Genomic DNA, 23,048 nt, shown 5'->3' on the forward strand with positions numbered 1-23,048 from the left:
CTCCGGACTGTGGGGGCACTGTGTCATGGTTCACATGACCAGTGACGCACAGTACCAAGCGAAAGCATGCCGCATCGAGCAGATGTGCGCGTGGTGTGCGGGAAATCCGCTGAACGGATGAGCATGAACCGCCCGGACGTCGTGGAAGCGCTCCCACGGATGGTTGTCGATCCACCCGCGGTTCCCGCGTCGTGCCGAGGCCGGCTCGTCGAACGGGCCCGCTGGCAGTGGCGGCCCGCCGACGGCGGCGACCCGGCCGCGTACGCCGAGCAGTTCCTCGCCGACCACGGCCTGCACCTGCGGGACCTGCGCCGGCCGGCCCGCCACCACCCGCACGGGATCTGCGGCGCCGCGCTCTACGTCTCCGCCGCCGCCGGAGCGCTGCTCGCCGGCGGCGCACCCGGCGCACCCAACCCCGCCGACCTGCCCGAGGTGGCCGTCGTCGTCTACGGCCACACCGAGGCGACCCACCCACGCCCCGGCCCACCACCGCCCTGGTGGCGCGGCCCCTGGACCGAAAGCTGGAGCCCCCGCCAGCACGCCGCGGCGGTCACCACGATCCGCGAGGCCATCGGGCGCGGCGAGGTCTACCAGGTCAACCTCGTCGGCCATGCCAGCGCCACCTACACCGGTGACCCGCTGCCCGCCCTGGCCCGCCTCGGCCGGCTGCGCGGCGCCCGCTACGGCGGCGTGCTCACCGGCCCCGGCTGGGCCATCGGCTGCGCCAGCCCGGAAACCCTGATCGAGGTCCGTGGCGGCACCCTCACCACCCGACCCATCAAGGGCACCCGCCCGGCCACCGCCGCCGGCCGCGCCGACCTGCTCGCCTCGGCCAAGGAACGCGCCGAACACATCATGATCGTCGACCTGGAACGCAACGACCTGGCCCGCGTCGCCCGCACCGGCAGCGTCCGCGTCGACGACCTGTTCGCCGTACGCCGCTGGTGCGACCTGTGGCAGGCCGAGTCCACCATCCGCGCCGACGTCGCCGACGGACTCGGCCTGGCCGACCTGCTGCGCGCCGTCTGCCCCGGCGGCTCGGTCACCGGCGCGCCGAAGCTCGCCGCCCTGGAACACCTCGCCGCCCTGGAACCCGTCGGCCGTGGCGCCGGCATGGGCGCCCTGGGCTGGGTCGGCCCCGACCACCTCGACCTCGGCCTGACCATCCGCACCGCCGCAGTCGACAGCGACGCCGTGCACGTGTGGGCCGGTGGCGGCATCACCTGGGACAGCGACCCCGACGCCGAGGTCGCCGAAGCGGCGGCCAAGACCACCCCGGTTCGGACCGCCCTCACCTGACCGCCAGCCGGCTCAACGCCCGCCACCCACCCGGGACCACCGCCCGATAACCTTGCCGACATGACGATGCGGGACATCCGAATCATCGGCGACCCGGTGCTACGCACCCCCAGCGAACCGGTCACCAGCTTCGACGCCGAACTGCGTGCCCTGGTCACCGACCTGATGGACACTCTGCTCGGCGCGCCCGGCCGCGCCGGCGTCGCCGCCCCCCAGATCGGTGTCAACGCGCAGGTCTTCGTCTACGACGCCGACGGACACCGCGGCCACATGGTCAACCCGACGGTGGAGCTGTCCACCGAGATGCAGGACGACGACGAGGGCTGCCTGTCCATCCCCGGGCTGTACTTCCCGACCCCCCGCGCCCTGCACGCCACCGCCCGCGGCTACGACCAGCACGGCGAACCGCTGACCATCGCCGGCAGCGGCTTCCTCGCCCGCGCCCTGCAACACGAGGCCGACCACCTCGCCGGCCGCCTCTACGTCGACACCCTGCGCGGCGAGACCCGCCGCCGCGCCCTACGAGAGATCCGCGCCGGCCGTTTCGACTCATCCCGCCGCGGCTGAACCAGCCACCCACTGGTCGTATCCCAGCTTCGCCACCAACGCCAGCACCACCACCAGCAGCACCACCCGCACGAACCCGGAACCGCGCCGCAACGCCATCCGCGCACCCAACGCCGCCCCCGCGATGTTGCACACCGCCATCGCCGCACCCAGCAGCCACCACACGTGCCCGGTCGCCGCGAACACCGCCAGCGCACCGGCGTTCGTGCCCGCGTTCACCACCTTCGCCATCGCCGAACCGTGCAGGAAGTCCGCACCCACGAGCGCGGTGAACGCCACCACCAGGAACGTGCCCGTACCCGGACCGATCAGCCCGTCATAGGCGGCGATGCCCACCCCGGCCACCAGCACCGCCACCACCACCCGCCGCCGGGTCCGCCGCTGCGGCACCGCCAGCACCCCCAACGCGGGACGCAGCACCACGAACAACGCGACCGACACCAGCACCACCAGCACCACCGGCCGGTACGCCGAGGGCGGTACCGCCCCGGCCAACGCCGCACCCAGACCCGCGCACACCACCGCCAGCGCCGCCGCCGGACCCGCCACCACCCAGTCGATCTTCGTACGGCGGGCGAACGTCACCGCCGCCGTCGACGTGCCGGCGATCGCCGCCAACTTGTTCGTCCCCAACGCCGTCGCCGGGGGGATCCCCGGAGCCGCCACCAGCAACGCCGGCAACAACAGCAACCCACCCCCACCCACCACGGCGTCCACCCACCCCGCCAGGGCGGCGGCGGTCAGCAGGGTCACCACGGTCGCCAGGTCCAACTCCACGACCAGGGATTCTTCCCACCGGTGCCCCGCCCACGCCGCCGGCTGTGGCCAGCCTCACCGGCCCCGGCGACGCCGCAACCAGACACCCGCCCCGCCGACCGCCACGAACACCAGCACCGAACAGAACAACACCCGCACCATCGGGCAACTGTCCCACGGCGTCGCTAAGGTGACAGCGTGCGCCTGGCCACGTTCAACCTGCTGCACGGCCGGTCCCTCACCGACGGCCTGGTCGACCCGGCCCGGCTGACCGCCGCCGTCGCCACCCTCGACGCCGACATCCTGGCCCTCCAGGAAGTCGACCGCGACCAGTCCCGCAGCGGCAACCTCGACCTCACCGCCATCGCCGCCCAGGCCCTCGACGCCCCCGCGCACCGCTTCGCCGCCGCCGTCGTCGGCACCCCCGGCGAGGCGTTCCGCCCCCTCACCCACGACGACGACGGCCACGGCGAACCCTGCTACGGCGTCGGCCTGATCTCCCGCCACCCGGTCACCAGCTGGCGCGTCACCCGACTGCACCCCGCACCGGTACGCTCCCCGGTCTACGTGCCCGGCCCGGGCGGCGGCCTCATCCTGCTGCGCGACGAACCCCGCGTCGTCCTCGCCGCAGTGCTGGACACCCCACACGGCCCGCTCACCGTCGCCGCCACCCACCTGTCCTTCGTCGCCGGCTGGAACGTCCGCCAACTCCGCCAGGTCATCCGCGCGCTACGCGCCCTGCCCGCCCCCCGCATCCTGCTCGGCGACCTGAACCTGCCCGCCTGGGCCACCCGCGCCGTCTCCGGCTGGCACCTGCTGGCCCGCCGGCCCACCTACCCCGCCGCACATCCCCGCGTCCAACTCGACCACATCCTCGCCGACCGGCACGGCTTCGACCAGCTACCCCCGGTCACCGCCGCGCGCACCCCACTGTCGACCATCTCCGACCACCGACCCCTGGTCGTCGACCTCGGCCGGGGTGTCTCCTGACGGCTCACCCGAGCGCGGGGCCGACGCCCGGTCGGGGCTAGAAGCGGGGCCGAGGCCCGGTCGGGGCTAGAAGCGGGGCCGAGGCCCGGTCGGGGCTAGAAAACCTGAAGGCCGCCGGTGCGCTGGGCCCGCGCCTCGCCCAGGCGCAGCAACGCCGAGGCACCGACGAACAGCCCGACGGTCAGCAGCGCCAACCACCCCAGCGGGACCACCAGATCCCCGAGGTCCGCGCGATCAAGCAGCGCCCCACGCAGCACCACCAGGCTGCTGGTCAACGGGAAAACCAAGCCGACCGCCTTGATCCACACCGGCAGGGCGAACAGTGGCAGCCGCACCCCGGCGACGAACCACAGCGGATCGTCAAGCAACGTGTACAGGAACGCCGAATCCCGAGAAAAGATCAACAGGCTGTTGAGGAACGCGCCCCAGGCCACCGCCGGCACCAACAGCGCCACCGCCGCCACCACGTACATGCCGGGATGGGCGACGTCCAGCACGTCGGCGGCGGTCGCCGCGGCCACCGCGAAGCAGCCGAACAACCAGGCGTTCTGGGTCAGCGCCGCCGCGCCGTTACCGATCACCAGCGCCATCCGGCTGGCGGGGGACAGGAACAACGCCTCCAGGGTGCCACTGACCCTCTCGAACGAGAAGTGCCAGGCCGACTGGACCAGCGAGAAGAAGAACGTGTAGGCCAGCGCGCCGGCGGCGAGGAACGCCAGCAGCCGCCGTGGATCGCCGGCCACCGGCCACCGCTGCGGCGCCGCCGCGGACTCCATCACCGGCAGCATCGTGTAGTACGTGGCGGCCAGGGTCAGCAGCGGCCACAACAGCATGGAGAACAACACCAACGGCTGCCCGAACAGCCGCCGGTGCTGCTTGAGCGCCTCAGCCGCGACGACCCGCAGGGCGTGGCTCACCGCGCCACCACCGCCGGGTCGGCCAGGGCGAGGATCGCATCCTCCAGGGTCGGTGGAGTCACCGTCAGCCCGGCGACCGTCCCGCCCTGCTGGACCACCGCCGTGACCACCGCACCCACCAGGTCCTCCGGGTGGCGCAGCGCGAACCGTGGCCGACCCTCGTCGTCCACGTCGACGGCCAGCTCCGCGTCGTGCCGCACGGCCAGCGCACGCAGCGCGGCGGTGACCGCCGGGTCGGCTTCGGCGAGCACGAGCCGCACGGTGTGCCGACGAACCGTCTGACCCGCCAACTGCGCCGGACTGCCCTGGGCCACCAACGATCCCCGGGCGATGAGGTACACGTGCCGGCACAGCTGTTCCACCTCCGCCAGGTAGTGGGAGGTCAACAGCACCCCGACCCCGTCCGCGGCCAACTGGGCGATCAGCGCCCGCAACTGGTGGGCGATCGGCGCGTCCAGACCCAGCGTCGGCTCGTCCAGCAGCAGGTACGCCGGATCGTTGATCAGGCCACGGGCGATGACCAACCGCTGACGCATGCCCCGTGAGTACCGCTCCACCGGCAGCCGCGCCGCCTCGGTCAACCCCACCAGGTCGAGCAGCTCACCGATCCGGACCCGCAACCGGGCCCGCGGCACGTCGTACAACTGGCCGAAGTACCACAGGTTCTCCCGGGCGGTCAGCCGGTCGTACACCATCCGCTCGCCACCGGAGATCACGTTGATCCGTCGGCGTACCTCCCGGGCGTGCTCGACCACGTCCAACCCGTCCACGCTCACCGTGCCGCCGCTGGGCCGCAGCAGGGTGGACAGGATCCGGATGGTGGTCGTCTTACCGGCACCGTTGAGACCCAGCAACCCGGTGACCTGACCGGGCGGAATCCGCAACGACAGCCCGTCCACGGCCGGTACCGGCGCGGCGACCGGCCGACGGCGCCAGCCCTGCCAGCGCCGAACCGGAAACGTCTTGCGCAGGTCGGTGGTGACGATGCCAGTGCTCATGCGCGCGCACTCCGATGCAGCGCCCGCCGCTCGGCGGGCTTGAGGATGGACAGCCCGACCAGCAGATACGCCCCGCCCAGCACGAGACAGACGGCGAAGGCGGGCCAGGGATCGACGTCGGCGCCGGGCAGGGTGGCCGCCCGCAGCACCCGCAGCGCCCAGGTGATTGGCAGCGCCTCCCCGAGCCAGCGCGCCGCCGTCGGCAGGTAGCTGGTGGGGAAGGTGAACCCGCACAGCAACGCCATCGCGGTGAACAGGGTGTTCTGGGTGATGTGGGCCTCACCGGCGGCAAGCATGAGCGCGCTCAACGGCACCGACATGCCGACCACCGCCACGGTCGCGGCCACCGTCGCGGCCAGCAACGTCAGCGGCTCGGGCACGCTCAGCCGCACCCCCAGGACACTCGCCACGGCGACCAGCACGGTTATCTCCACAGCTGTGGTGCTCAACGCCTGCGCGGTCACCCCCAACAGGTACGGCAGGCGCCGCGCCGGGGTGAGCAACTGGCTCTCCAGGGTGCCCTCGCGGTACTCGGTGATCTGCGCCTTGGCCACCCACAGCACCATCCGGGTGGTGAAGGTCAGCGCGGCGGCGCCGATGGTGACGTAACCGAGATAGTCGGCGCTGCCGGTGGCCGCGGTGAAGCTCGCCCCGACGCGACTGCCCCCGATGGCCCGGTACGCCAACATCGACACCCCGATGGTCAGCACACCGGTGGCCAAAGTGCCGACGAAGTACGTCCACGGGTAGGCGCGCACCGTGATCCGCCAGTTGCGCACGAAGGTGGCCCCCATGACCGACACCGCCACACCTCCCGGTGAGTTCCCAAAGGGAACTTACTATGGGGGCGTGGGCACGTACACCCCTCACCCACCACTGAGGCAGGATCCGACCATGACCAACCGCCGCCGCGCCGACGACACCTGCGGCATCGCCCAGGCAGCCGCCGTACTCGGCGACTGGTGGAACCTGCTCGTGCTACGCGAGATCGCCCGCGGCCACCACCGCTTCGACACACTCGTCACCGAACTCGGCGTCTCCCGCAAAGTCCTCACCCAACGCCTGCACGACCTGGTCGACCACGACGTCCTCACCCGCCGCCCCTACCAGCAACACCCACCCCGCCACGAATACGTACTCACCGACCGTGGTCGCGCCCTGCTACCCACCCTCGTCACCATGCAGGACTGGGCCGACCGATGGATACTCGGCGACGGCGACCTCACCGCCACCACCGATCCCGACGGCGCCGAAGCCACCCGCGTCCAGACCCTCGTCGGCACCCGGATACCCGCCGACGTCACCCTCACCGCCACCGACCGCACACCCACCGACCCGGTCGCCACCACCCCCACCACCGTGCTGTTCACCTATCCCGGCACCGGCCTCCCCACCCCCACACCACCACACTGGACAGACATCCCCGGCGCCGCCGGCTGCACCCTGGAAAACCGCCTCTTCCGCCAACAGTGGAACGACTTCACCGCCGCCGGCGCCACCGTCCACGGCATCAGCACCCAACGCCCCGACGAACAGGCCGCCTTCGCCGCCGCCGAAGCCATCCCGTTCGCCCTGCTCTCCGACACCGACCTGCGACTGACCGCCGCGCTGCGCCTACCCACCTTCCGCGCAGGCCAGCAGACCCGCCTCAAACGCCTCGTCCTCGTCGCCGACCACACCCGGACGATCACCGCCGCGATCTACCCGGTCACCGACATCCCCACCGCCGTCACCGACGCCCTACGACTGGTCCGCCAGACCAGCCGCTGACCGGGCCGCCCGCAACGCGTTGCAGCAGGATCGGAGTTGAACCCGCCAGCACCGCGTGCACGTCGGCCTGCGACGCCGACACCGCCAACCGCACATGCGGCGACGCGAAACCCAGCTCCGCCGCCTGCCGCTACTTGATCCGGATGTAACCAGCACCGGCCGCGTCATCACCTGGCCAGCTCAACCAGAAGCCGAGAACAACCCAGCCAACGCCCGGTTCGTACGGTTGGCCCGCACCGCCTCCCGCTGCTGCCCCGAGGTCACCTCGATGTACGTCTGCGACGACGCCAACGACGCGTGCCCCAACAGCCGCATGATCTCCGCAGCCCCGGCACCGTCCTCGGCCAACCGGGTGGCGAACGTGTGCCGCAACGCGTGCAACCTCGCCCCACGCGGCACCCGGTCACCGATCCCGGCCCGCCGGTAGCAGGACTCCACCAGGTACTGCAGACCGCCCCGACGCAGCGGTTCACCCTGACGATCCACAAGCAGCGGCGACACCTGCCGCACCGTACGCGCGCCGAAGCGGCGGGCACGACTGTCCAGATAGCTCGCCAGCACCGCGTCCAGATCCGGCTCGACCGGCAGCACCCGGGGACGCCCACCCTTGCCGACCACCTCCAGCCGTCGCTCACCGGGGCGGCCACCGAGCGAACCGACCCGCAACGCCAGCAGCTCCGACAGTCGCAGCCCCGCGCACAGGGCCAACGCCAGCACCGCCACGTCCCGCTCCGGCCACGGGTCCCGCTGCCGTCCCTCGGCCCGCGCGACCGAGGTGAGCAGGTGCTCCGGTGTGTCCTCACCGCGCAGCGGTTTCGGCGTCGGCAGGGGAGTGCGGGGACGTCCCACGGCCGGCATCGGATTGCCGGACACCACCTGCTCGGCGACCAGGAAGGAGAAGAAGCCGTTCCAGGTCGACCAGGCCCGACCGACGGAGCTGGCCGCCCGGCCGGCGGCGAATCGGGCGAACGCCGCCCGCATCATCCTGGGGGAGAGCGCGTCGACCGGCAGGTCGGCCAGGGGGAGGGGAGGGGCGGACAGTCCGGCGGCGAGCGCGGCGACGGCTGTCAGATCCCGTCGGTAGGCCGCCTGCGTGTGGGGGGAGGGCTTGCGGGTCGCCCGGTCGGTCAGGAACTCCTCGATCAGTACGACTACCGATTCGTCCTGTTTGTAATGCATAAGGCATATTATGCATGATTTTCGTGTTCGGTGCCCGAGGGGAGGGGAGCGTTTCTGTCAGGGGCCGGGGCTACGGTGCGATCACCGAATTCACCGTCACCGGAGGCGTGCCATGACGACCCTGCCCGAGCGACCCAACACGGCCCTGCTCGTCATCGACGTGCAGAACGGGGTGGTGACGGGCGCCCACAACCGCGACGGTGTCATCGCCAACATCAACACTCTGTTGGGCAAGGCCCGCGCCGAGGGCGCGCCTGTCGTCTGGGTGCAGCACTCCGACGACGGCCTCCCGCAGGGCAGCGAGGCCTGGCAGTACGTACCCGAGCTGGCCCGCGAGGACGGCGAGGCGCTGGTGCACAAGCGCTACGGCGACTCGTTCGAGGACACCGACCTGGAGGCGGTGCTCGCCGAGCGCGGCGTGGGCCGGCTGATCGTCACAGGCGCGCAGACCGACGCGTGCATCCGGTCGACTCTGCACGGCGCGTTCGTGCGGGGCTACGACGCGACGCTCGTCGGCGACGCGCACACCACTGAAGACCTGACCGCCTACGGCGCACCGCCGCCGGAGCAGGTGATCGCCCACACCAACCTGTACTGGAGCTTCCACCGGGCGCCCGGTCGCCAGGCCGGGACCGTCGAGACCAGCGAGGTCAGTTTCGGTCCGACCGACTGACCGTCGACCCTCACGGGGTAGGCCCCGAGGCGGTCAGGGGCAGGGGCTCACCACCTCAACTTTACATAATGTGCATTATCGAACTGGGGCAGGTCCGCTCGCGATGGTGCAGTCGTGGCGAAATGAGTACGGCGACTCATGCGTCGTCTGACGGCGGCCAGCATCCTCGCCATCATGGCTCCTCGTCACCTGGTCACGTCGGCGACAGCCGCAGCTCTGCTGCTCACGCTGGCGGCCTGCGGGTCGGACGCACCCACGCACGAGGAAGCCAGCCGGGAGGCGCGATCGGCAGCGGTCCGGCAGGCAAGTGCGTCGAGCGCGGAGCAGCTCAGCATCCTGCTCTCCGACGTGGCCCGGGTGTCGCCGCTCAGGCCGGTCGCCGTGGCGACGCGGGACATCTGCCATGCCGGCGACACGAACGGTCTGTGGCCCCACGACCAGTTCCGCATCAGTTGTGGTCTCGCCGAGACCAGGTACCTCGGGGCCGACGGCGACATGCTGAAGGTGCTGCGGGAGGTCGACAGGCGCGCCAGGGCTGCCGGGCTGGTGCCGGAAACCGACTCGACTATCGAGGAGGTCAAGAGGTACCACGCGGCGAACGGTAAGACCGAGGACGGGTTACCGCTGCCCGTGCCCGGGTTGAGCTACCTCGTCCCCGGGCGGGGTTGGACTGTTCAGGTCGGCTGGTCACAGGACTGGGCTGGGCAGGCCGAATGGTCACGGATCGGCGATCCCCTGAGCAGTCAATCCGTTCCGGATCTCACCTGGCCGACGGTCTTCGTCGAAGCGCGAACGGTCGACTTCGACGCGCTACGGAATGGTCCGTTGCGGCGGCACGAGCATGTTGTCACCATCTCCTCGGGGATCACGTACCACGAGGTGCCGTGGCCTGCCTGACGGTGGGCACGGGTACCGGCGGTCCAACGCTCAGCGGTGCTGTTCGTGGCCGGCGCGCTCGTCCACCATGTGTCGGGCGTACCAGTCCGGCCAGTCGGGGTCGGGGTGGCCGAGGTCCTTTTCGTGGCGGTCGTGCGCGGACGCCGCCCGGCGCAGCGCCGCGGCCAGGTCGTCCACCGAGTCGTAGGTGGTCTGCATGTCTGCTCCCCTCCTGCGTCGGGTAGCCGCCGGGCACCCTGAGCACGGTGGCGGCTTTCGTGGGGCTACCCGCCGGGCCGGTGCGCATTCCCCCAAGGTGATGAGTTCGTCGGCGTGCCTCTCCCGTCCCGCGTTTACTTGCGTTTGTGGATGCGGTGTGGGGGTTTCACCCCGGGTGGTGGGTGACGGGTGGGTCGGTGCGCAGTCGGGCGTGGCGGTGGGTGTCGTGCCAGCCGTCGGCGTGGTGGCCTTCGCGGCGGGCGGTCCCCTCGGCCGGGTAGCCGGCGCGTCGGGCGACGGCGCAGGAGGCGGGATTGGCCGTCGAGTGGTTCAGTTCGAGGCGGTGCAGGCCGGTGTCGAACGACCAGGTGGTGAGGGCGATGAGGGCGCGGGCGGCGGTGTGGTGACCGCGGGCGTGCGGCAGGATCCAGTACGAGACCTCGGCGATGCCGCTGGCGAGGTCGAGCCGGCGGAGGCTGATCTGGCCGAGGACTCCGCTGGTGTCGGTGATGGCCCAGCCGGCGCCGCTTTCGGCCTGCCAGCGGTGTGGCCAGGAGACGAGCCAGGTGTGGGCCTCGTCGGCGGTCATGGTGCGGCAGTGCCAGCGTTGGATGGTGGGGTCGGCGTAGCCGGCGAGGACGGCGGGCTGGTCGCCGGGGTGCCAGGGGCGCAGGCGCAGACGGTCGGCGTCGATTGTGGGTTGCCGCTGGCGGTGCAGGCTGCCGGGTGGCAGAGCTGGTGGTACGAGCGGGGGCATGAGGGCGGTCAGAGGCCGCCGCCGACGCGGAGGATGGCGCCGGTGGTGTAGGAGGCGTCGGGGCTCAGTAGCCAGGCGATGGCGGCGGCGACCTCGTCGGGTTCGCCAGGGCGGCCGAGTGGGATGCGGCTGGCGGCGCGGTCGGGTCGGTCGGGTTGGCCGGAGAGGGCGTGGATGTCGGTGCGGATGATGCCGGGTGCGACGGCGTTGACGCGGATGCCTCGGGGGGCGAGTTCCTTGGCCAGGCCGATGGTGAGGGCGTCGGTGGCGGCTTTGACGGCGGCGTAGTGGACGTACTCCCCTGGGCTGCCGAGGGTGGCGGCGACTGAGGAGAGGTTGACGATGGCGGCGCCGTCGGTCATCCGGCGGGCGGCCTGTTGGGCGCAGAGGACGTAGCCGATGAGGTTGACGTCGATGACGCGGCGCAGGTCGTCGGGGTCGAGGTCGGTGAAGGGGCCGATCGGGCTGGTGATGCCGGCGTTGTTGACCAGGCCGGTGAGGATGCCGAGTTCGGCGGCGGCGTCGAACAGGGCGGTGACCTGGTCGGGGTCGCGGGTGTCGGCGGGTACGGCGATGGCGCGTACGCCGGTGGCGCGCAGGTCGGCCACGACGGTGTCGGCGGCGGCGTGGTCGCGGCGGTAGCCGAGTGCGATGTGCTGGCCGGTGTGGGCGAGGCGGCGGGCGGTGGCGGCGCCGATGCCGCGGCTACCGCCGGTGATGACTGTGACGTTTGCCAATGTGGCCTCTCCCCTGCCCCGAGCCGGTGTCGGGGACGTTACCGGGGTGGTCCGGTGGTGGGTAGCGCGGTGTGGTCGGGCGCACTGCCGGTGTTGTTCGATGGCATACGCTCGCGGCCTCAGTGTCGGTGGGGAGGTTTGCGTGGCTGGTGTCGGTGTCGGGGATCTGGTCGAGGATTTCGAGTTGCCGGACGAGACGGGTCGTCCACGGCGGTTGACGGAGTTGCTGGCGTCGGGGCCTGTGGTGTTGTTCTTCTATCCGGCGGCGATGACGCGGGGGTGCACGGCGGAGAGTTGCCATTTCCGGGACCTGGCGGCGGAGTTCGCGGCGGTGGGTGCGCAGCGGGTGGGTGTCAGCCGGGATTCGGTGCAGCGGCAGGCGGAGTTCTCGCGGCTGCACGGGTTCGACTATCCGTTGCTGTCGGATCCGGATGGTGTGGTGGCGGACCGGTTCGGGGTGCGGCGGCGGTTGCCGTTGGGTCCGTTGAGTACGCGGCGGATGACGTTCGTGATTGGGGTGGATCGGCGGGTGATCGAGGTGGTGCACAGTGAGCTGGGCATGAACGATCACGCTGATCGGGCGTTGCGGGCGTTGGGGGGCTGATCTTCGGGTTGTCGCTGGTGGCTGGTATCAAGGCAGGCGTCTGAACAGGTGTACGAGGAATGAGGTTGGGCGATGGGTGCCGCTGGTCAGGGACTGTCCGAGGACGAGGTGCGCGGCATCCGGGAGGCGTTGGCCGCGGGGCGTAAGCCGAAGGTGGTGTTCACGGCGGCGGCCGGTCAAATCGCCGGTCAGCTGGGTCAGGTGGTGGGGTTGACCGATCCGGCGGAGTCCGACGAGTTCGTGGTGGTGCGGTTCGGGCGTGACGAGTTGCCCTTCTCCCCCACTGATGTGGCGGTGGCGCCTCGGGGTGCGGGTCGGCGGCCGGTGGAGTCGAAGCCGGAGCCGGAGGCAGTCGAGCCGGCGGTGGTGGAGCCGGAGTTCGTGTTGGACCGGGTGCCGCAGCAGCGCGGTGACGAGGTGCCGCGCCGGGAGGAGCAGTCGCGTGGAGAGGAGCCGAGGGTGGAGACGGTGGAGTCGAAGGTGGAGGCGAAACCGGCCCGGCGGGCGGTGAAGGCGGCGAAACCCAAGGGGCCGGCGGGGTTGACCGTCACGTTGGCCTATGCCGAGGGTGAGTGGACGGTGGCGGCTCAGCAGGGCGGCAAGGTGTTGGCCAAGCCGTACGTGCTCAAGCCGGCGGAGGCGCTGCGGATGGTGGCGTTGGTGGATGTGCCGGGGGTGCATGAGGCGGTGGAGCAGATTCTGGCGGCGGAGCGGTCCGAGGCGGAGCGGCAGGCGGAGAAGTTGCGGGCGGAGTTGGCGGAGATCGAGGCCCGGTTGGCGGAGTTGCGCGAGGCGGGCTGAGGGTTTCGTTGGTGGCGACCTGAGCGGTGGCCCGGTTCGGCACGCGGGTGCCGGCCGGGCCACAGCCGTTTGTCAGAAGTAGTCGATGAGGTGGGCGGTCGGTCCGGCGGCGAGCAGGTCCAGGGGGCTCGGGTCGGGTGTGCTGTGGTGCAGCAGGCCGGTTTCGGCGAGGGTGCGGGCGGTGGCGGTGCCGGTGTAGAGGCGGGCGAAGCCGCGCACGGTCAGGTGCAGGTCGGCGTCGGTGCTGCTGGGGCGTAGGTCGGCGTGGCCGTCGGCGACGGTGAGGTGCCAGGTGCCGGTGTTCCAGTCGGCGAGGTCGTCGGTGAGGGTGAAGGTGACCTGGCCGCGGGTGTGGGTGGGCCAGCCGCGAGCGGCGACGGCGCGGACGATGTCGACGGGTCGGTGCATCCAGGCATGGCGTTCGTGTTCGCGGGCCTGTTCCAGGGGCAGGTGGGTGCTGATGGTGTCGCCGGGCAGTGGGGTCAGTCGCAGGGTCGGGGTGACGCTGTACCAGCTGGCGAGGACGCCGACGAGGGTGCGGGCCGCCTCGGCGGTGGTGGCGAGGATGTCTTCGACGGTGAGGACGGCGTCGGGGCCGTAGCCGCGACCTCGGTCCCAGCCGGCGTAGCCGACCAGGTGTCCGTCGTGTTCGACGACTGTGAGTCCGTCGTAGGGCAGGTTGTCGGTGGCGGTGAATCGGCGGTGGGTGCGGGTGAGCAGGCCGTTGCGGTGGTGTGCGACGCGCCGGTAGAGCTCGCTGGTGGCGGGCAGGTCGGCGGTGGTGCCGGTGCGGACGGTCAGCCGTGGGTCGGTGCGGTGTCGGGGCAGGGTCGCGGTGGGCAGGTCGAGGGTGCGTAGCTGTCCGGTGATCTCCCAGCCGCAGGCCCGGTAGGGGGCGGCGGTGGTGGGGAACAGCGTGCTGATGGCGGCGCCGCGGTCGCGGGCGCCGCGCAGCAGGGTGGTCAGTAGGGCGCGGGCGACTCCGGTGCCGCGTGCCTCGGCTGCGACGGCGACGCCGGCGATGTCTGCGGCGGGTACCCGGTGCCCCGTCCACCATTGTTCGTCGTGCAGGTCGACGGCCTTACCGATGAGGTGTCCGGTGGGGTCGAAGGCGCCGTAGGCGGTGCGGGCGGTGGCGGCTGGTGGTGGGGGTGGTTGCGGGTCGGAGCCGAAGGCGAGCCGGCCGAGTTGCCAGGCGTCGTTCAGGTCGTCGGGGGTGAGTTCACGCACGTCGGGCACGGGCCGACGATAGCGGTCGTGGTGGTGGGGTCGACCGGTTTTGTGGGTCGGGTGGTCAGGTGGTGGTGACGGGGTCGTGGCGGACCGGGAAGTTGACCGAGTTGGCGATGAAGCAGGTGTGGTGGGCGTCGTCGTGCAGTGTGGTGGCGAGGTCGGCGGTGGTGGGGTCGGCGATGGTGACGTGGGGGCGCAGGAGTACCTCGGTGAAGTGGCCGTTTCCGGTGTTGTCGGTGGTCATGGTGCCGGCGGCGTGGTCGACGTAGGCGGTGACGATGATGCCTTTGTCGGCGCACAGGTGCAGGTAGGCGAGCATGTGGCACTGGGACAGGGCGGCGAGGAGGAGTTGTTCGGGGTTCCAGCGGGTGCGGTCGCCGTGGAAGGTGGGGTCGGAGCTGCCGGGGATGGCTGGGCGGCCGTCGGTGGTGATGTCGTGTTCGCGTCGGTAGTCGCGGTAGCCGCTTGTGCCGGTGCCGAGGTTGCCGGTCCAGGTGACGGTGGTGGCGTAGTGGTGCGTGCGGGCCATGGTCAGCCTTTCGGTTGGGTGTGGTGGGTGAGCAGGAGGTCGAGCAGGCGGACGAGTTCGTGGCGGTCGGTGGGGTTCAGGGGGCGAGGAGGGTGTCCTGGGCGGTGTCGAGGGCGTGTTGGAGGTTGCTGAGTTCGCGTTGGCCGGCGGGTGTGATGTGGACGATGTTGCGGCGTCGGTCGGTGGGGTCGGGTTGGCGGCGGATCAGGTGGCGGTCGGCGAGGTCGTTGAGGGTGGCGACGATGTCGCTGCGGTCGATGCCGCTGTGTCGGCCGAGGTCGGCCTGGCTGGCGGGGCCGGTTTCGGCGAGGGTGGCCAGGAGTCGGTAGTGGTAGCCGCGGGCGTGGTGGGGGCTCAGTGCGGCGGTGACGAGGCGTCCGGCGTGGGCGGCGGTCTGGGTGAGCAGCCAGCTGGGGGTGGTGCGCAGGCGGCTGGGTGTGGGGGTGCTGGGGTGCTCCATGTGGTGACTGTACGCGTTTTGTTGGCGGCACCCACGACCCATGCTAAGTTGGTCCAGCCAACGTTGGTTGCGCCAATGCAAAGGGGTTGTCATGTCCACCACCCTCAACGGGCAGATCCTCGGCCGGACCCACTACGCCACCCGGGCGGTGCTGGAGCGGGAACTGAGCCGGCTCGGGCTGAGTTTCGCGCAGGCGCTGCTGCTCAACGCGCTGGCCGCCGCCGATGCCCCGCTCCCCCGGGCCGAGGCCGCCCGCCGGCTGGTCGAGGCGGTGCGGGTGCCGGCCGCGACGGCGCAGGGCACGCTTGCCGAGCTGATCGCGGCGACGCTTGTGGCGCCGCTGCCCACCGACGCCTCCCGGGTCGCGCTGACCCCGACCGGACGGCACACGCAGCAGCTGGTCGCCGCGGCTTCCGCCGAGATCGGGGCCCGGCTGTGGGCTGATCTTTCCGCCGACGACCTGGCGGCGGCGGCGCGGGTGCTGGACGTGGTGCGCCGCCGCGCCGAGCAGGCCCTGGCGGCGGCCTGACCGGGATGTCGTTCGCTCGTCAGTGCTGCGGGATGTGGGCCACGCCGATGCGCTTGCGGAACACCCAGTACGTCCAGCCCTGGTAGGCCAGCACGATCGGGGTGAAGAACACCGCCACCCAGGTCATGATCGTGAGGGTGTAGGGGGTGGAGGCGGCGTTGGTGGCGGTGAGCGTGCCGGCGGGGTCCAGCGTGGAGGGCAGCACGTTCGGGAACAGCGCGGCGAACAGGGTGGCCACGGCCAGCCCGATCGCGGCGGCGGTGCCGGTGAACGCCCAGCCCTCACGGCGTACGGTGGCGGCCGCGAGACCGCCGAGCAGGGCGAGCGCGGCGCCGACGGCGAGCACGACGGCGGCGGTGCTGGAGCGGATGGTCAGGGTCCAGCTCAGGAAGGCCACGGCGAGGACCGCCGCGGCCACACCCAGGCGCACGGCGAGCGCGGCGGCCCGGGCGCGGATGTCGCCGACGGTCTTGAGGGCGACGAAGACGGCCCCGTGGGTGGCGAACAGCGCCGCGGTGGTCGCGCCACCGAGCAGGGCGTACGGGTTGAGCAGGTTGAGCAGTCCGCCGACGTACTCGTGGTCGGCGTCCAGGGGCACGCCGCGCAGGATGTTGGCGAAGGCGACGCCCCACAGGATCGCCGGCACGAGGGAGCCGAAGAAGATGGCGTTGTCCCAGCGGCGTTTCCAGGTCGCCTCGGGTCGCTTGTGGCGGTACTCGAAGGCGACGCCCCGGGCGATCAGGGCCAGCAGGATGAGCAGCAGGGGCAGGTAGAAGCCGGAGAAGAGGGTGGCGTACCACTCGGGGAAGGCGGCGAACATGGCGCCGCCGGCGGTGATCAGCCAGACCTCGTTGCCGTCCCAGACCGGCCCGATGGTGTTGATCATTACGCGGCGTTCCCTGTCGTCGCGGCCGAGTACCGGCAGCAGCATGCCGACGCCGAAGTCGAAGCCCTCCAGGATGAAGTAGCCGGTGAACAGCACGGCGACGAGGAGAAACCAGATGGTGGTCAGTTCCACTGTGGGGCTCCGGGCTCAGTAGGCGAAGGCGAGCGGGCGCTCGGCGTCGTCGGTGTCGTCGGGTTCGGGGGCCGGGGTGACGTCGGGTACGCCGGCCTTGGCGTAGCGGATCAGCAGCTTCACCTCGATGACGGCGAGGACGGCGTAGATGAGGGTGAAGGCGGTGAAGGAGGTGAGGACCTCGGTCAGGGAGACGCTGCGGGACACGCCGTCGCGGGTGAGCATCTCGCCGAAGACGATCCAGGGCTGGCGGCCCATCTCGGTGAAGATCCAGCCGAAGGAGTTGGCCAGCAGCGGCAGGATCGGCATGGCCAGGCCGGCGCGCAGCAGCCACCTGCTGGTGGGGGTGCGGCCCTTGCGTTGGCTCCAGAGCACCAGCAGGGCGATGGCGGCGGCGGCGAGCCCGAAGCCGATCATCAGTCGGAAGCTCCAGTAGGTGACCGGGATGATCGGGGTGTAACTGCCGGCGCCGTACTGGGCGCTGTAGAGGGCCTGGAGGTCGTTGATGCCCTGTACGGTGCCGTTGGGGTCGCCGGTGCCGAGGTAGGACAGCAGGTACGGGATCTTGAGGGCGAACAGCTCCCGGCTGCCGTCGAGGCTGCCGATGGTCAGGACGGAGAACGACGCGGGGCTCTCGGTGGAGTAGAGCCCTTCGGCGGCGGCCATCTTCATCGGCTGCACCTGCGTCATGATCTTGCCTTGGATGTCGCCGGTGATGACGACGACTGCGGCGGAGACCAGGGTGACCCAGGATCCGAAGCGGGCGGCGAAGCGGTAGGCGGGGGTGTCGGCGCTGTCGCGGTTGCGGATGAGGTGCCACAGGGCGACGGCCACCAGCAGTGACCCGGCGACCAGGAAGGCGCCGGCGATGGTGTGCGGGAAGGTGATCAGGGCGACCTTGTTTGTCAGCACGGCGACGAAGTCGGTCAGTTCGGCCCGGCCGGTGTCCGGGTTGTAGCGGTAGCCGACCGGATTCTGCATGAACGAGTTCGCGGCGAGGATGAAGTAGGCCGACAGGTTGGTGCCGATGGCGGCGGCCCAGATGCTGGCCAGGTGCAGGCGGGCGGGTAGCCGGTCCCAGCCGAAGATCCACAGGCCGATGAATGTGGATTCGAGGAAGAACGCGACGAGGGCCTCGATGGCCAGGGGCGCGCCGAAGATGTCGCCGACGAAGCGGGAGTAGTCGCTCCAGTTCATGCCGAACTGGAATTCCTGCACGATGCCGGTGACCACGCCCATGGCGAAGTTGATCAGGAAGAGTTTGCCGTAGAACTTGGTGAGCTTGAGGTACTTCTCGTCCCCGGTGCGGTGCCAGAGGGTCTGGAGGATGGCGACCAGCACGGACAGGCCGATGGTCAGCGGTACGAAGAGAAAGTGGTAGACGGTGGTGACACCGAACTGCCAGCGGGCGACGTCCAACGCGTCCACCTGCGACCCCCAGGCTATTCATACTACAAGACGTAGTAAATACTACAGCGCGTCGTACGTGGGTGGGCAGAGGCGGGCGGCCCGAACCGGACCGGGACCAATGACCCTGCTCACCTCTGCCGTACGGCCCGCCCTGGCCGCCACGGTCGGCACCCGCCGTGCGACCATGTCCCGCTGATGGAAGCAGCCCACTCCCCCTGGCGTCCGCCGCTGATCTGGCGCGTCGCACTGCTGCTGGCCCGCGTCGTCGTCGGGATGCTGGCCCGGCTGGAGGTCACCGGCGACATCCCGGCCCGGCTGCGCGACGGGCCGCTGATCCTGGCCGCCAACCACATCAGCCCGTTCGACCCGATCGTGCTCGCCGCCGCCTGCCGGGCCCGCCGGGTGGCACCCAGGATCATGGCCACCGGCGGACTGTTCCGCGCCCCGCTGATCGGCGCCGCGATGCGCAGCGCCGGGCACATCCGCGTCGACCGGGGCACCAGCGGCGTACACCGGGCCCTGGACGACGCCGCCGCCGCGGTCGGCGCCGGCGCGCCGATCCTGGTCTACCCGGAGGGGCGCATCGGCCTCGACCCGGGCATGTGGCCCGAACGCGGCAAGACCGGTGCCGCGAGACTCGCCCTGGCCTGCGGCGCGCCGGTCATCCCGGTCGCCCAGTGGGGCTCACACGAGGTGCTGCCCTACAGCGCACCCAAGGGGATGCCGCGTGGCATCGCCCGGGCGCTGTTGCACCGCCCCACCGTACGGGTGCACTTCGGTGACCCGGTCGACCTGGCCGACGTGCCCCGCGCCGTGCCCGGCGCGGCCCGGCTGGCCACCGACCGGATCATCGACGCGCTCACCGACACCCTCGCGCCGCTGCGGCCGGACGAACCCGACATTCCCCGCCACGTCGACCCGAGCCGGCCGGTCGACACCACCCGCGCGCATCGACGCCGTCCCGCCGCCGGCTGAGCCCAGAGTGTGTTTGAGGAGGCTCGCCCGTAGCGAGCCTCCTCAAACAGGCTCTCAGGTTGCCTGCTGCACCGCCCGCAACACCTCGGTCACCGCCGAGGCCACAGGTGCCACCGGGGCGGCCAGCGCCGCCAGCCGCTGCAACAGCGCGGTCACCCGGGCCGGTTCCGGATCCGGGCGGGCCAACTGGACGCGCAGTTCGGCGGCCACCGCCCGAGCCGACTCCGGCAACTCGTCACGGTGCCGGTCGAGGGTCCGCACCAGTTCGGCCACCAGCGCCGGCACGTCCACTCCCGGTGCCGTCGCCCACAGCGTCCCACCTACCGCGTGCGCTGCCGGGCCCACCGCCTGGTTGCCGACCTGGCTCACCCCACCCGACTGCTGGATGCCGAAGTTGATCGAGTTGTCGGACGTGGTCATGACGGCCTCCCGGTGCCGGATCGGCGGGCCGTGCCCTGCGGCGACGGCTGCTCTGTGGTGGTCTGCTGCTCCGCCCGGGCCCCGGTACCCACCGCCTGGTTGCCGACGACGCTGAGGCCACCGGTCTGGATCACGCCCTGATTCAGGATCATCGTCTGCCGGGTACGGAACTCGGCGGTGTCCACGCCCCGGTCCTCCAGGAAGTCGACGATGGCCGCCAGCACGTGCCGCTCGACCACCTTGAGATGCTTCGCCGCGTCGAGCACCTGGAAGTAGTTGTGGTAGGTGGTCCCGGTGGCCATTTCCCGCACCCCGGCGCGGGCACCGTAGTCGTAGCCGAGATCCTCACGGGCCATCCGACGGAACCGCGACTGCCGGATCTGGTGACGCAACACCTGGACGCCGTCGCGTACCAGGCGCAGCGGCGCACCGAAGGCGGTGGGTACCAACTGCTCGGCGGCGCCGGTGAACAACTGGACGAACTGGCGCACCGGGATCCACTCGGTCAACCGGTCCACGTCGTGGTACTCGATGCGGGGCGGTTCCAGCAAGGTCCGGGCGCACTCCAGGTAGAGCACCCGACCGTCGGTGGAGAAGTGCAGGAACGTGCAGGCCACCACCTCGCCGCCCCAGGACGGCACCAGGGCGCACAGGAAATGCCGGGCGGCGCCCTGCGGCCGGCTGGCCACCGCCCGCAGCCGCTCGTCGGTCCAGTGTTGTCGGGGCATCTGGCTGCGCTCGGGCAGCAGCAGCGGATCGTCGGTCAGCAGACCGCCGTGGACGAAGACACGGTCCTCCAGCACCAGCCCCGCGAGCCGTTCCGGATTCAGCTCCGGATCGCCGGCCGGGTCGAGCCGGATCGCCGCCAGCCGGTGCCGTACATGGTCGATCAGGTCCACCACGGCGAACCGTACGGCGGCGTCGGCGTCGGCGTCGGCGCTCGGCGATCCGGACAGCTGCGGCTCGGCCCGGTGGATCGGCAGGGCGAACGACCAGCCGGCCACCGGGGCGCCGTGCCCGACGAACGGGGTGTACCCGCTGTAGATCGTCACGTTGCCGTGCTGCGCCGTGTCGACAGCCGCCAGACGTGCGGCGTGGCGCCGCGGCACCGGGCTGGTGTCGGACGCCGAGGGCTGGAAGTGACCACGGCGCAGCCGCTCCACAAGCAGCTGACGGATACCCAACAGGTGCAGCACGAGGATGAGGTACGCGACAAGGCCGGCCACCAGCGCCAGCCACGGCAGGCCGACCGTCCAGCTGAGCGTGCCCTCGTCGTCGGTGTCGACCCCGGCGAACTGGATCAGCAGCCACAGCGACACCACGGTGGCTGCCACGAGGGCCAGCACCGAGGCGAGCGGACCGAGCGGGCCCTGCCGGTTCGCCCGGGACAGCGACATGCTGATCGCCAGCACTGCCGCGGCCAACAGCGTCCACAGCGGCGCCAGCAGCAGGGCCAGACCTCCGGCGATCAGCAGGCCGGCGTCGCGGCGGATGCGTCGCTGGCGTGCCTCCAGGCAGTGCCGCAGCACGGTGCTCAGGTCGAATCCGACCGAGGGTGCCACCGCCCGCAGTTCGTCGTCGAAGACCTCGGCCAGGGCCGAGTCGGCGAACGTGTCGTCGGTGTGGGCCGCCACGCACAGGTATCGGGTCGCCTCGCTTGTGACGTCCGCCGGGTTCGCCGTCGACACCTCGGGAGTGACCTGCCGGATCACCATGTCAGTTGCCTCCCAGGCCGGGGACGGTCGGTCGGGACCGGGGTCGTCGAGCAGGGACCGCCGCCAGCAGCAGACCGACGACGAGGCCGCACAGCAGCGCCCGGATCAGTTCGTTGAACAGTTCCCCACGCATGGCCGACCCGGCATAGATGCCGGTGTCGACGGCCAGGTGCACGATGACGCCGCCGACCGTGGCGAGCAGCGCCGCCACCACCGTGGCGCCGACCCTGCCGAAGAACCGGTACGCCCGCGACGGCGCGGCCCCGGCGGTCAGCCTGCGCAGCACCATCAGCACGATCAGGAGGAACAGCGCCACCTGGGCGTTCTGCGCGAGTTGATAGCCGGACAGCGTCTCGGGGCCGTCGGCGCTGCCCCAGCGCAGCCACGACAGACCCACCAGCATCGCGTCGAGCATGGTCGTGACGATCCCGGCCGGGCCGTCGGGCCGGGGCAGACTGGTGCTCAGCTCCCGGATCGCCTCGTATCCCCAGGGGCTGCCCACGAGAAGCGTCGTGGCCAGCAACGCCCCGAAGCCGGACGGGATCTGCCGGGTCCTCGTGCGGCGCGGCGACGCAACCCGCCCGGGCAGCGCGTGCACGGGACGGATGGTCAACGCCGCTGGCGCCGGGGACGCGTCGTCACGTCGCTGTGTGGAATTCGTCCACGCCATCACCTGGGCATCTTCGCCGTCGCCGAGCGAGCAGAGAAGATTACTGTCCGGCATCCGGCAGTCACCGGCGGGTACGACGTGGTGCGCGGACGACCTGACGAACCCGGCTCGCCGCCGGCCCGCCACCGGGCGGCCACCGGGGCCAGGCATACTGCGCCGCGTGCCCACGACCGCGCACCCCTACCTCGACGCGCCCGCCCCGCTGGCCTTCGCCCACCGCGGCGGCGCTGCCGACGGCGACGAGAACACCGCCGCCGCCTTCGCCCGGGCGGTCGAGCTGGGCTACCGGTACGTCGAGACCGACGTGCACGGCACCGTCGACGGGGTGGCCGTGGTCTTCCACGACGACACCCTGGAGCGGGTCACCGGGCAACGTGGCCGGGTGGGCGCGATGCGCTGGGCCGACCTGGCCACGGTGCGCGTCGGCGGCTCCGCCGTGGTGCCGCGCCTGGACGAGGTGCTCGACGCGTGGCCCCAGGTGCGCTTCAACATCGACGTCAAGTCCGATGCCGGCGTGACGCCCACGGTGACCACTGTCCACCGGGCCGGTGCCGGTGACCGGGTGCTGCTGGCCTCGTTCAGCGACGCCCGGCTGACCCGGCTGCGGGCGTTGACCGGCGGTCGGGTCGCCACCAGTCTCGGGGTACGCGGGGTGGCCCGGCTGCGGTGGGCCTCGTGGACCGGTCGACGGCTGCGGCTACCGCCGTCGGTGGTGGCCGCGCAGGTGCCGGTGCGCTACGGCCGGCTGCCGGTGGTCGACAGTCGTTTCCTGCGGATGGCCCACCGGCTCGGCCTGCAGGTGCACGTCTGGACGATCGACGAACCTGCCGAGATGCACGAGTTACTTGATCTTGGTGTTGATGGCATCATGACCGACCACGTCGACGTGCTGCGCGACGTCTACCGCAGCCGCGGCCACTGGGCCGCCTGAACAACCTGGGCGGAG

At 71.4% G+C, this 23,048-nt stretch carries 27 protein-coding genes and 1 pseudogene; 11 read left to right on the forward strand and 17 right to left on the reverse strand.

The window, feature by feature from the left end:
• The first annotated feature begins 117 nt into the window (after window positions 1-117).
• Both CLT74_RS06845 and def read left to right on the forward strand, forming a co-directional pair.
• Complete coding sequence (locus CLT74_RS06845) at window positions 118-1,299, forward strand: chorismate-binding protein (RefSeq protein WP_099845787.1); 1,182 nt, start codon at window positions 118-120, stop codon at window positions 1,297-1,299.
• Window positions 1,300-1,359: 60 nt separating this feature from the next.
• Entirely contained in the window at window positions 1,360-1,866 is a 507-nt protein-coding gene (gene def, locus CLT74_RS06850; protein ID WP_099845788.1) for a peptide deformylase, read from the forward strand.
• On the opposite strand, the gene CLT74_RS06855 is transcribed toward def, so the two are convergent.
• On the reverse strand, window positions 1,849-2,643 hold the full coding sequence (locus tag CLT74_RS06855; protein ID WP_486582076.1) for a sulfite exporter TauE/SafE family protein: 795 nt from the start codon (window positions 2,641-2,643) through the stop codon (window positions 1,849-1,851). The genes def and CLT74_RS06855 overlap by 18 nt on opposite strands.
• Before the next feature lie 177 nt (window positions 2,644-2,820).
• On the opposite strand from CLT74_RS06855, the gene CLT74_RS06860 reads away from it, so the two are divergent.
• Window positions 2,821-3,612, forward strand: coding sequence for an endonuclease/exonuclease/phosphatase family protein (locus CLT74_RS06860; RefSeq protein ID WP_099845789.1), 792 nt, complete (start codon window positions 2,821-2,823; stop codon window positions 3,610-3,612).
• 95 nt (window positions 3,613-3,707) lie between these two features.
• Here CLT74_RS06860 and CLT74_RS06865 read toward each other — a convergent pair whose 3' ends face one another.
• From CLT74_RS06865 to CLT74_RS06875, 3 genes are read right to left on the reverse strand one after another with little or no spacing between them, the layout of a single operon-like run.
• Window positions 3,708-4,529, reverse strand: a complete 822-nt coding sequence (locus CLT74_RS06865; protein ID WP_099845790.1) for an ABC transporter permease — start codon at window positions 4,527-4,529, stop codon at window positions 3,708-3,710.
• Window positions 4,526-5,527, reverse strand: coding sequence for an ABC transporter ATP-binding protein (locus CLT74_RS06870; protein ID WP_099845791.1), 1,002 nt, complete (start codon window positions 5,525-5,527; stop codon window positions 4,526-4,528). The genes CLT74_RS06865 and CLT74_RS06870 overlap by 4 nt, the downstream gene beginning before the upstream one ends.
• Complete coding sequence (locus CLT74_RS06875; protein ID WP_099845792.1) at window positions 5,524-6,321, reverse strand: ABC transporter permease; 798 nt, start codon at window positions 6,319-6,321, stop codon at window positions 5,524-5,526. Before CLT74_RS06875 ends, CLT74_RS06870 begins: the two co-directional genes overlap by 4 nt.
• A gap of 100 nt (window positions 6,322-6,421) precedes the next feature.
• Between CLT74_RS06875 and CLT74_RS06880 the strand changes: the two genes are divergently transcribed.
• Complete coding sequence (locus tag CLT74_RS06880) at window positions 6,422-7,297, forward strand: winged helix-turn-helix transcriptional regulator (protein ID WP_099845793.1); 876 nt, start codon at window positions 6,422-6,424, stop codon at window positions 7,295-7,297.
• Between the two features lie 46 nt (window positions 7,298-7,343).
• On the opposite strand, the pseudogene CLT74_RS31175 reads toward CLT74_RS06880, so the two are convergent.
• Both CLT74_RS31175 and CLT74_RS06890 read right to left on the reverse strand, forming a co-directional pair.
• Window positions 7,344-7,469: pseudogene (locus tag CLT74_RS31175) on the reverse strand (bifunctional 5,10-methylenetetrahydrofolate dehydrogenase/5,10-methenyltetrahydrofolate cyclohydrolase); the annotation flags it as partial.
• An 8-nt stretch (window positions 7,470-7,477) separates the two neighbouring features.
• Window positions 7,478-8,476, reverse strand: coding sequence for a tyrosine-type recombinase/integrase (locus CLT74_RS06890; protein ID WP_099845794.1), 999 nt, complete (start codon window positions 8,474-8,476; stop codon window positions 7,478-7,480).
• Window positions 8,477-8,588: 112 nt separating this feature from the next.
• Here CLT74_RS06890 and CLT74_RS06895 point away from each other — a divergent pair, with 112 nt between their 5' ends.
• Together CLT74_RS06895 and CLT74_RS06900 are read left to right on the forward strand one after the other, a co-directional pair.
• Window positions 8,589-9,149 carry a cysteine hydrolase family protein gene (locus CLT74_RS06895; protein ID WP_099845795.1) on the forward strand — a complete coding sequence of 187 codons (561 nt, stop codon included), beginning with the start codon at window positions 8,589-8,591 and terminating at the stop codon, window positions 9,147-9,149.
• A 138-nt stretch (window positions 9,150-9,287) separates the two neighbouring features.
• Window positions 9,288-10,046, forward strand: coding sequence for a hypothetical protein (locus CLT74_RS06900; RefSeq protein ID WP_099845796.1), 759 nt, complete (start codon window positions 9,288-9,290; stop codon window positions 10,044-10,046).
• Window positions 10,047-10,076: 30 nt separating this feature from the next.
• On the opposite strand, the gene CLT74_RS30410 is transcribed toward CLT74_RS06900, so the two are convergent.
• From CLT74_RS30410 to CLT74_RS06910, 3 genes are all read right to left on the reverse strand, one after another.
• Window positions 10,077-10,244 (reverse strand): hypothetical protein, encoded by a 168-nt coding sequence (locus CLT74_RS30410; protein ID WP_158240222.1) that lies wholly within the window; start codon window positions 10,242-10,244, stop codon window positions 10,077-10,079.
• Window positions 10,245-10,410: 166 nt separating this feature from the next.
• The gene (locus tag CLT74_RS06905) at window positions 10,411-11,001 is read right to left on the reverse strand and encodes a GNAT family N-acetyltransferase (protein ID WP_099845797.1); all 591 of its coding nucleotides are present in this window, start codon (window positions 10,999-11,001) and stop codon (window positions 10,411-10,413) included.
• A gap of 8 nt (window positions 11,002-11,009) precedes the next feature.
• Window positions 11,010-11,738 (reverse strand): SDR family oxidoreductase, encoded by a 729-nt coding sequence (locus CLT74_RS06910; protein ID WP_099845798.1) that lies wholly within the window; start codon window positions 11,736-11,738, stop codon window positions 11,010-11,012.
• A gap of 142 nt (window positions 11,739-11,880) precedes the next feature.
• Between CLT74_RS06910 and CLT74_RS06915 the strand changes: the two genes are divergently transcribed.
• A complete protein-coding gene (locus CLT74_RS06915) occupies window positions 11,881-12,342 on the forward strand; it encodes a peroxiredoxin (RefSeq protein ID WP_486582077.1) in 462 nt (153 codons plus the stop codon).
• 72 nt (window positions 12,343-12,414) lie between these two features.
• Window positions 12,415-13,143, forward strand: a complete 729-nt coding sequence (locus tag CLT74_RS06920; protein ID WP_099845800.1) for a hypothetical protein — start codon at window positions 12,415-12,417, stop codon at window positions 13,141-13,143.
• Between the two features lie 72 nt (window positions 13,144-13,215).
• On the opposite strand, the gene CLT74_RS06925 is transcribed toward CLT74_RS06920, so the two are convergent.
• The 3 genes from CLT74_RS06925 to CLT74_RS06935 all read right to left on the reverse strand — a co-directional run bounded on the left by CLT74_RS06925 (window position 13,216) and on the right by CLT74_RS06935 (window position 15,365).
• Window positions 13,216-14,382, reverse strand: a complete 1,167-nt coding sequence (locus CLT74_RS06925; protein ID WP_099845801.1) for a GNAT family N-acetyltransferase — start codon at window positions 14,380-14,382, stop codon at window positions 13,216-13,218.
• A gap of 55 nt (window positions 14,383-14,437) precedes the next feature.
• Window positions 14,438-14,905, reverse strand: a complete 468-nt coding sequence (locus tag CLT74_RS06930; protein ID WP_099845802.1) for an OsmC family protein — start codon at window positions 14,903-14,905, stop codon at window positions 14,438-14,440.
• Window positions 14,906-14,981: 76 nt separating this feature from the next.
• A complete protein-coding gene (locus CLT74_RS06935) occupies window positions 14,982-15,365 on the reverse strand; it encodes a MarR family winged helix-turn-helix transcriptional regulator (RefSeq protein WP_486582078.1) in 384 nt (127 codons plus the stop codon).
• Between the two features lie 91 nt (window positions 15,366-15,456).
• Here CLT74_RS06935 and CLT74_RS06940 point away from each other — a divergent pair, with 91 nt between their 5' ends.
• Window positions 15,457-15,894, forward strand: a complete 438-nt coding sequence (locus tag CLT74_RS06940; RefSeq protein ID WP_099845803.1) for a hypothetical protein — start codon at window positions 15,457-15,459, stop codon at window positions 15,892-15,894.
• Window positions 15,895-15,913: 19 nt separating this feature from the next.
• On the opposite strand, the gene cydB is transcribed toward CLT74_RS06940, so the two are convergent.
• Together cydB and CLT74_RS06950 are read right to left on the reverse strand one after the other, a co-directional pair.
• Entirely contained in the window at window positions 15,914-16,912 is a 999-nt protein-coding gene (gene cydB / locus CLT74_RS06945; RefSeq protein ID WP_099845804.1) for a cytochrome d ubiquinol oxidase subunit II, read from the reverse strand.
• Between the two features lie 15 nt (window positions 16,913-16,927).
• Complete coding sequence (locus CLT74_RS06950) at window positions 16,928-18,340, reverse strand: cytochrome ubiquinol oxidase subunit I (RefSeq protein WP_099845805.1); 1,413 nt, start codon at window positions 18,338-18,340, stop codon at window positions 16,928-16,930.
• Between the two features lie 177 nt (window positions 18,341-18,517).
• Here CLT74_RS06950 and CLT74_RS06955 point away from each other — a divergent pair, with 177 nt between their 5' ends.
• Complete coding sequence (locus CLT74_RS06955) at window positions 18,518-19,297, forward strand: lysophospholipid acyltransferase family protein (RefSeq protein ID WP_099845806.1); 780 nt, start codon at window positions 18,518-18,520, stop codon at window positions 19,295-19,297.
• Window positions 19,298-19,351: 54 nt separating this feature from the next.
• Here CLT74_RS06955 and CLT74_RS06960 read toward each other — a convergent pair whose 3' ends face one another.
• The 3 genes from CLT74_RS06960 to CLT74_RS06970 are packed head-to-tail and all read right to left on the reverse strand — an operon-like array spanning window position 19,352 to window position 22,156.
• Window positions 19,352-19,717 carry a hypothetical protein gene (locus CLT74_RS06960; RefSeq protein ID WP_099845807.1) on the reverse strand — a complete coding sequence of 122 codons (366 nt, stop codon included), beginning with the start codon at window positions 19,715-19,717 and terminating at the stop codon, window positions 19,352-19,354.
• Window positions 19,714-21,432 carry a hypothetical protein gene (locus CLT74_RS06965; protein WP_099845808.1) on the reverse strand — a complete coding sequence of 573 codons (1,719 nt, stop codon included), beginning with the start codon at window positions 21,430-21,432 and terminating at the stop codon, window positions 19,714-19,716. The genes CLT74_RS06960 and CLT74_RS06965 overlap by 4 nt, the downstream gene beginning before the upstream one ends.
• A gap of 1 nt (window position 21,433) precedes the next feature.
• Window positions 21,434-22,156 carry a hypothetical protein gene (locus CLT74_RS06970; RefSeq protein WP_143697097.1) on the reverse strand — a complete coding sequence of 241 codons (723 nt, stop codon included), beginning with the start codon at window positions 22,154-22,156 and terminating at the stop codon, window positions 21,434-21,436.
• A gap of 106 nt (window positions 22,157-22,262) precedes the next feature.
• Here CLT74_RS06970 and CLT74_RS06975 point away from each other — a divergent pair, with 106 nt between their 5' ends.
• Complete coding sequence (locus CLT74_RS06975; RefSeq protein ID WP_099845810.1) at window positions 22,263-23,033, forward strand: glycerophosphodiester phosphodiesterase family protein; 771 nt, start codon at window positions 22,263-22,265, stop codon at window positions 23,031-23,033.
• Window positions 23,034-23,048: the final 15 nt, after the last annotated feature.

The organism is Verrucosispora sp. CNZ293, assembly GCF_002754655.1.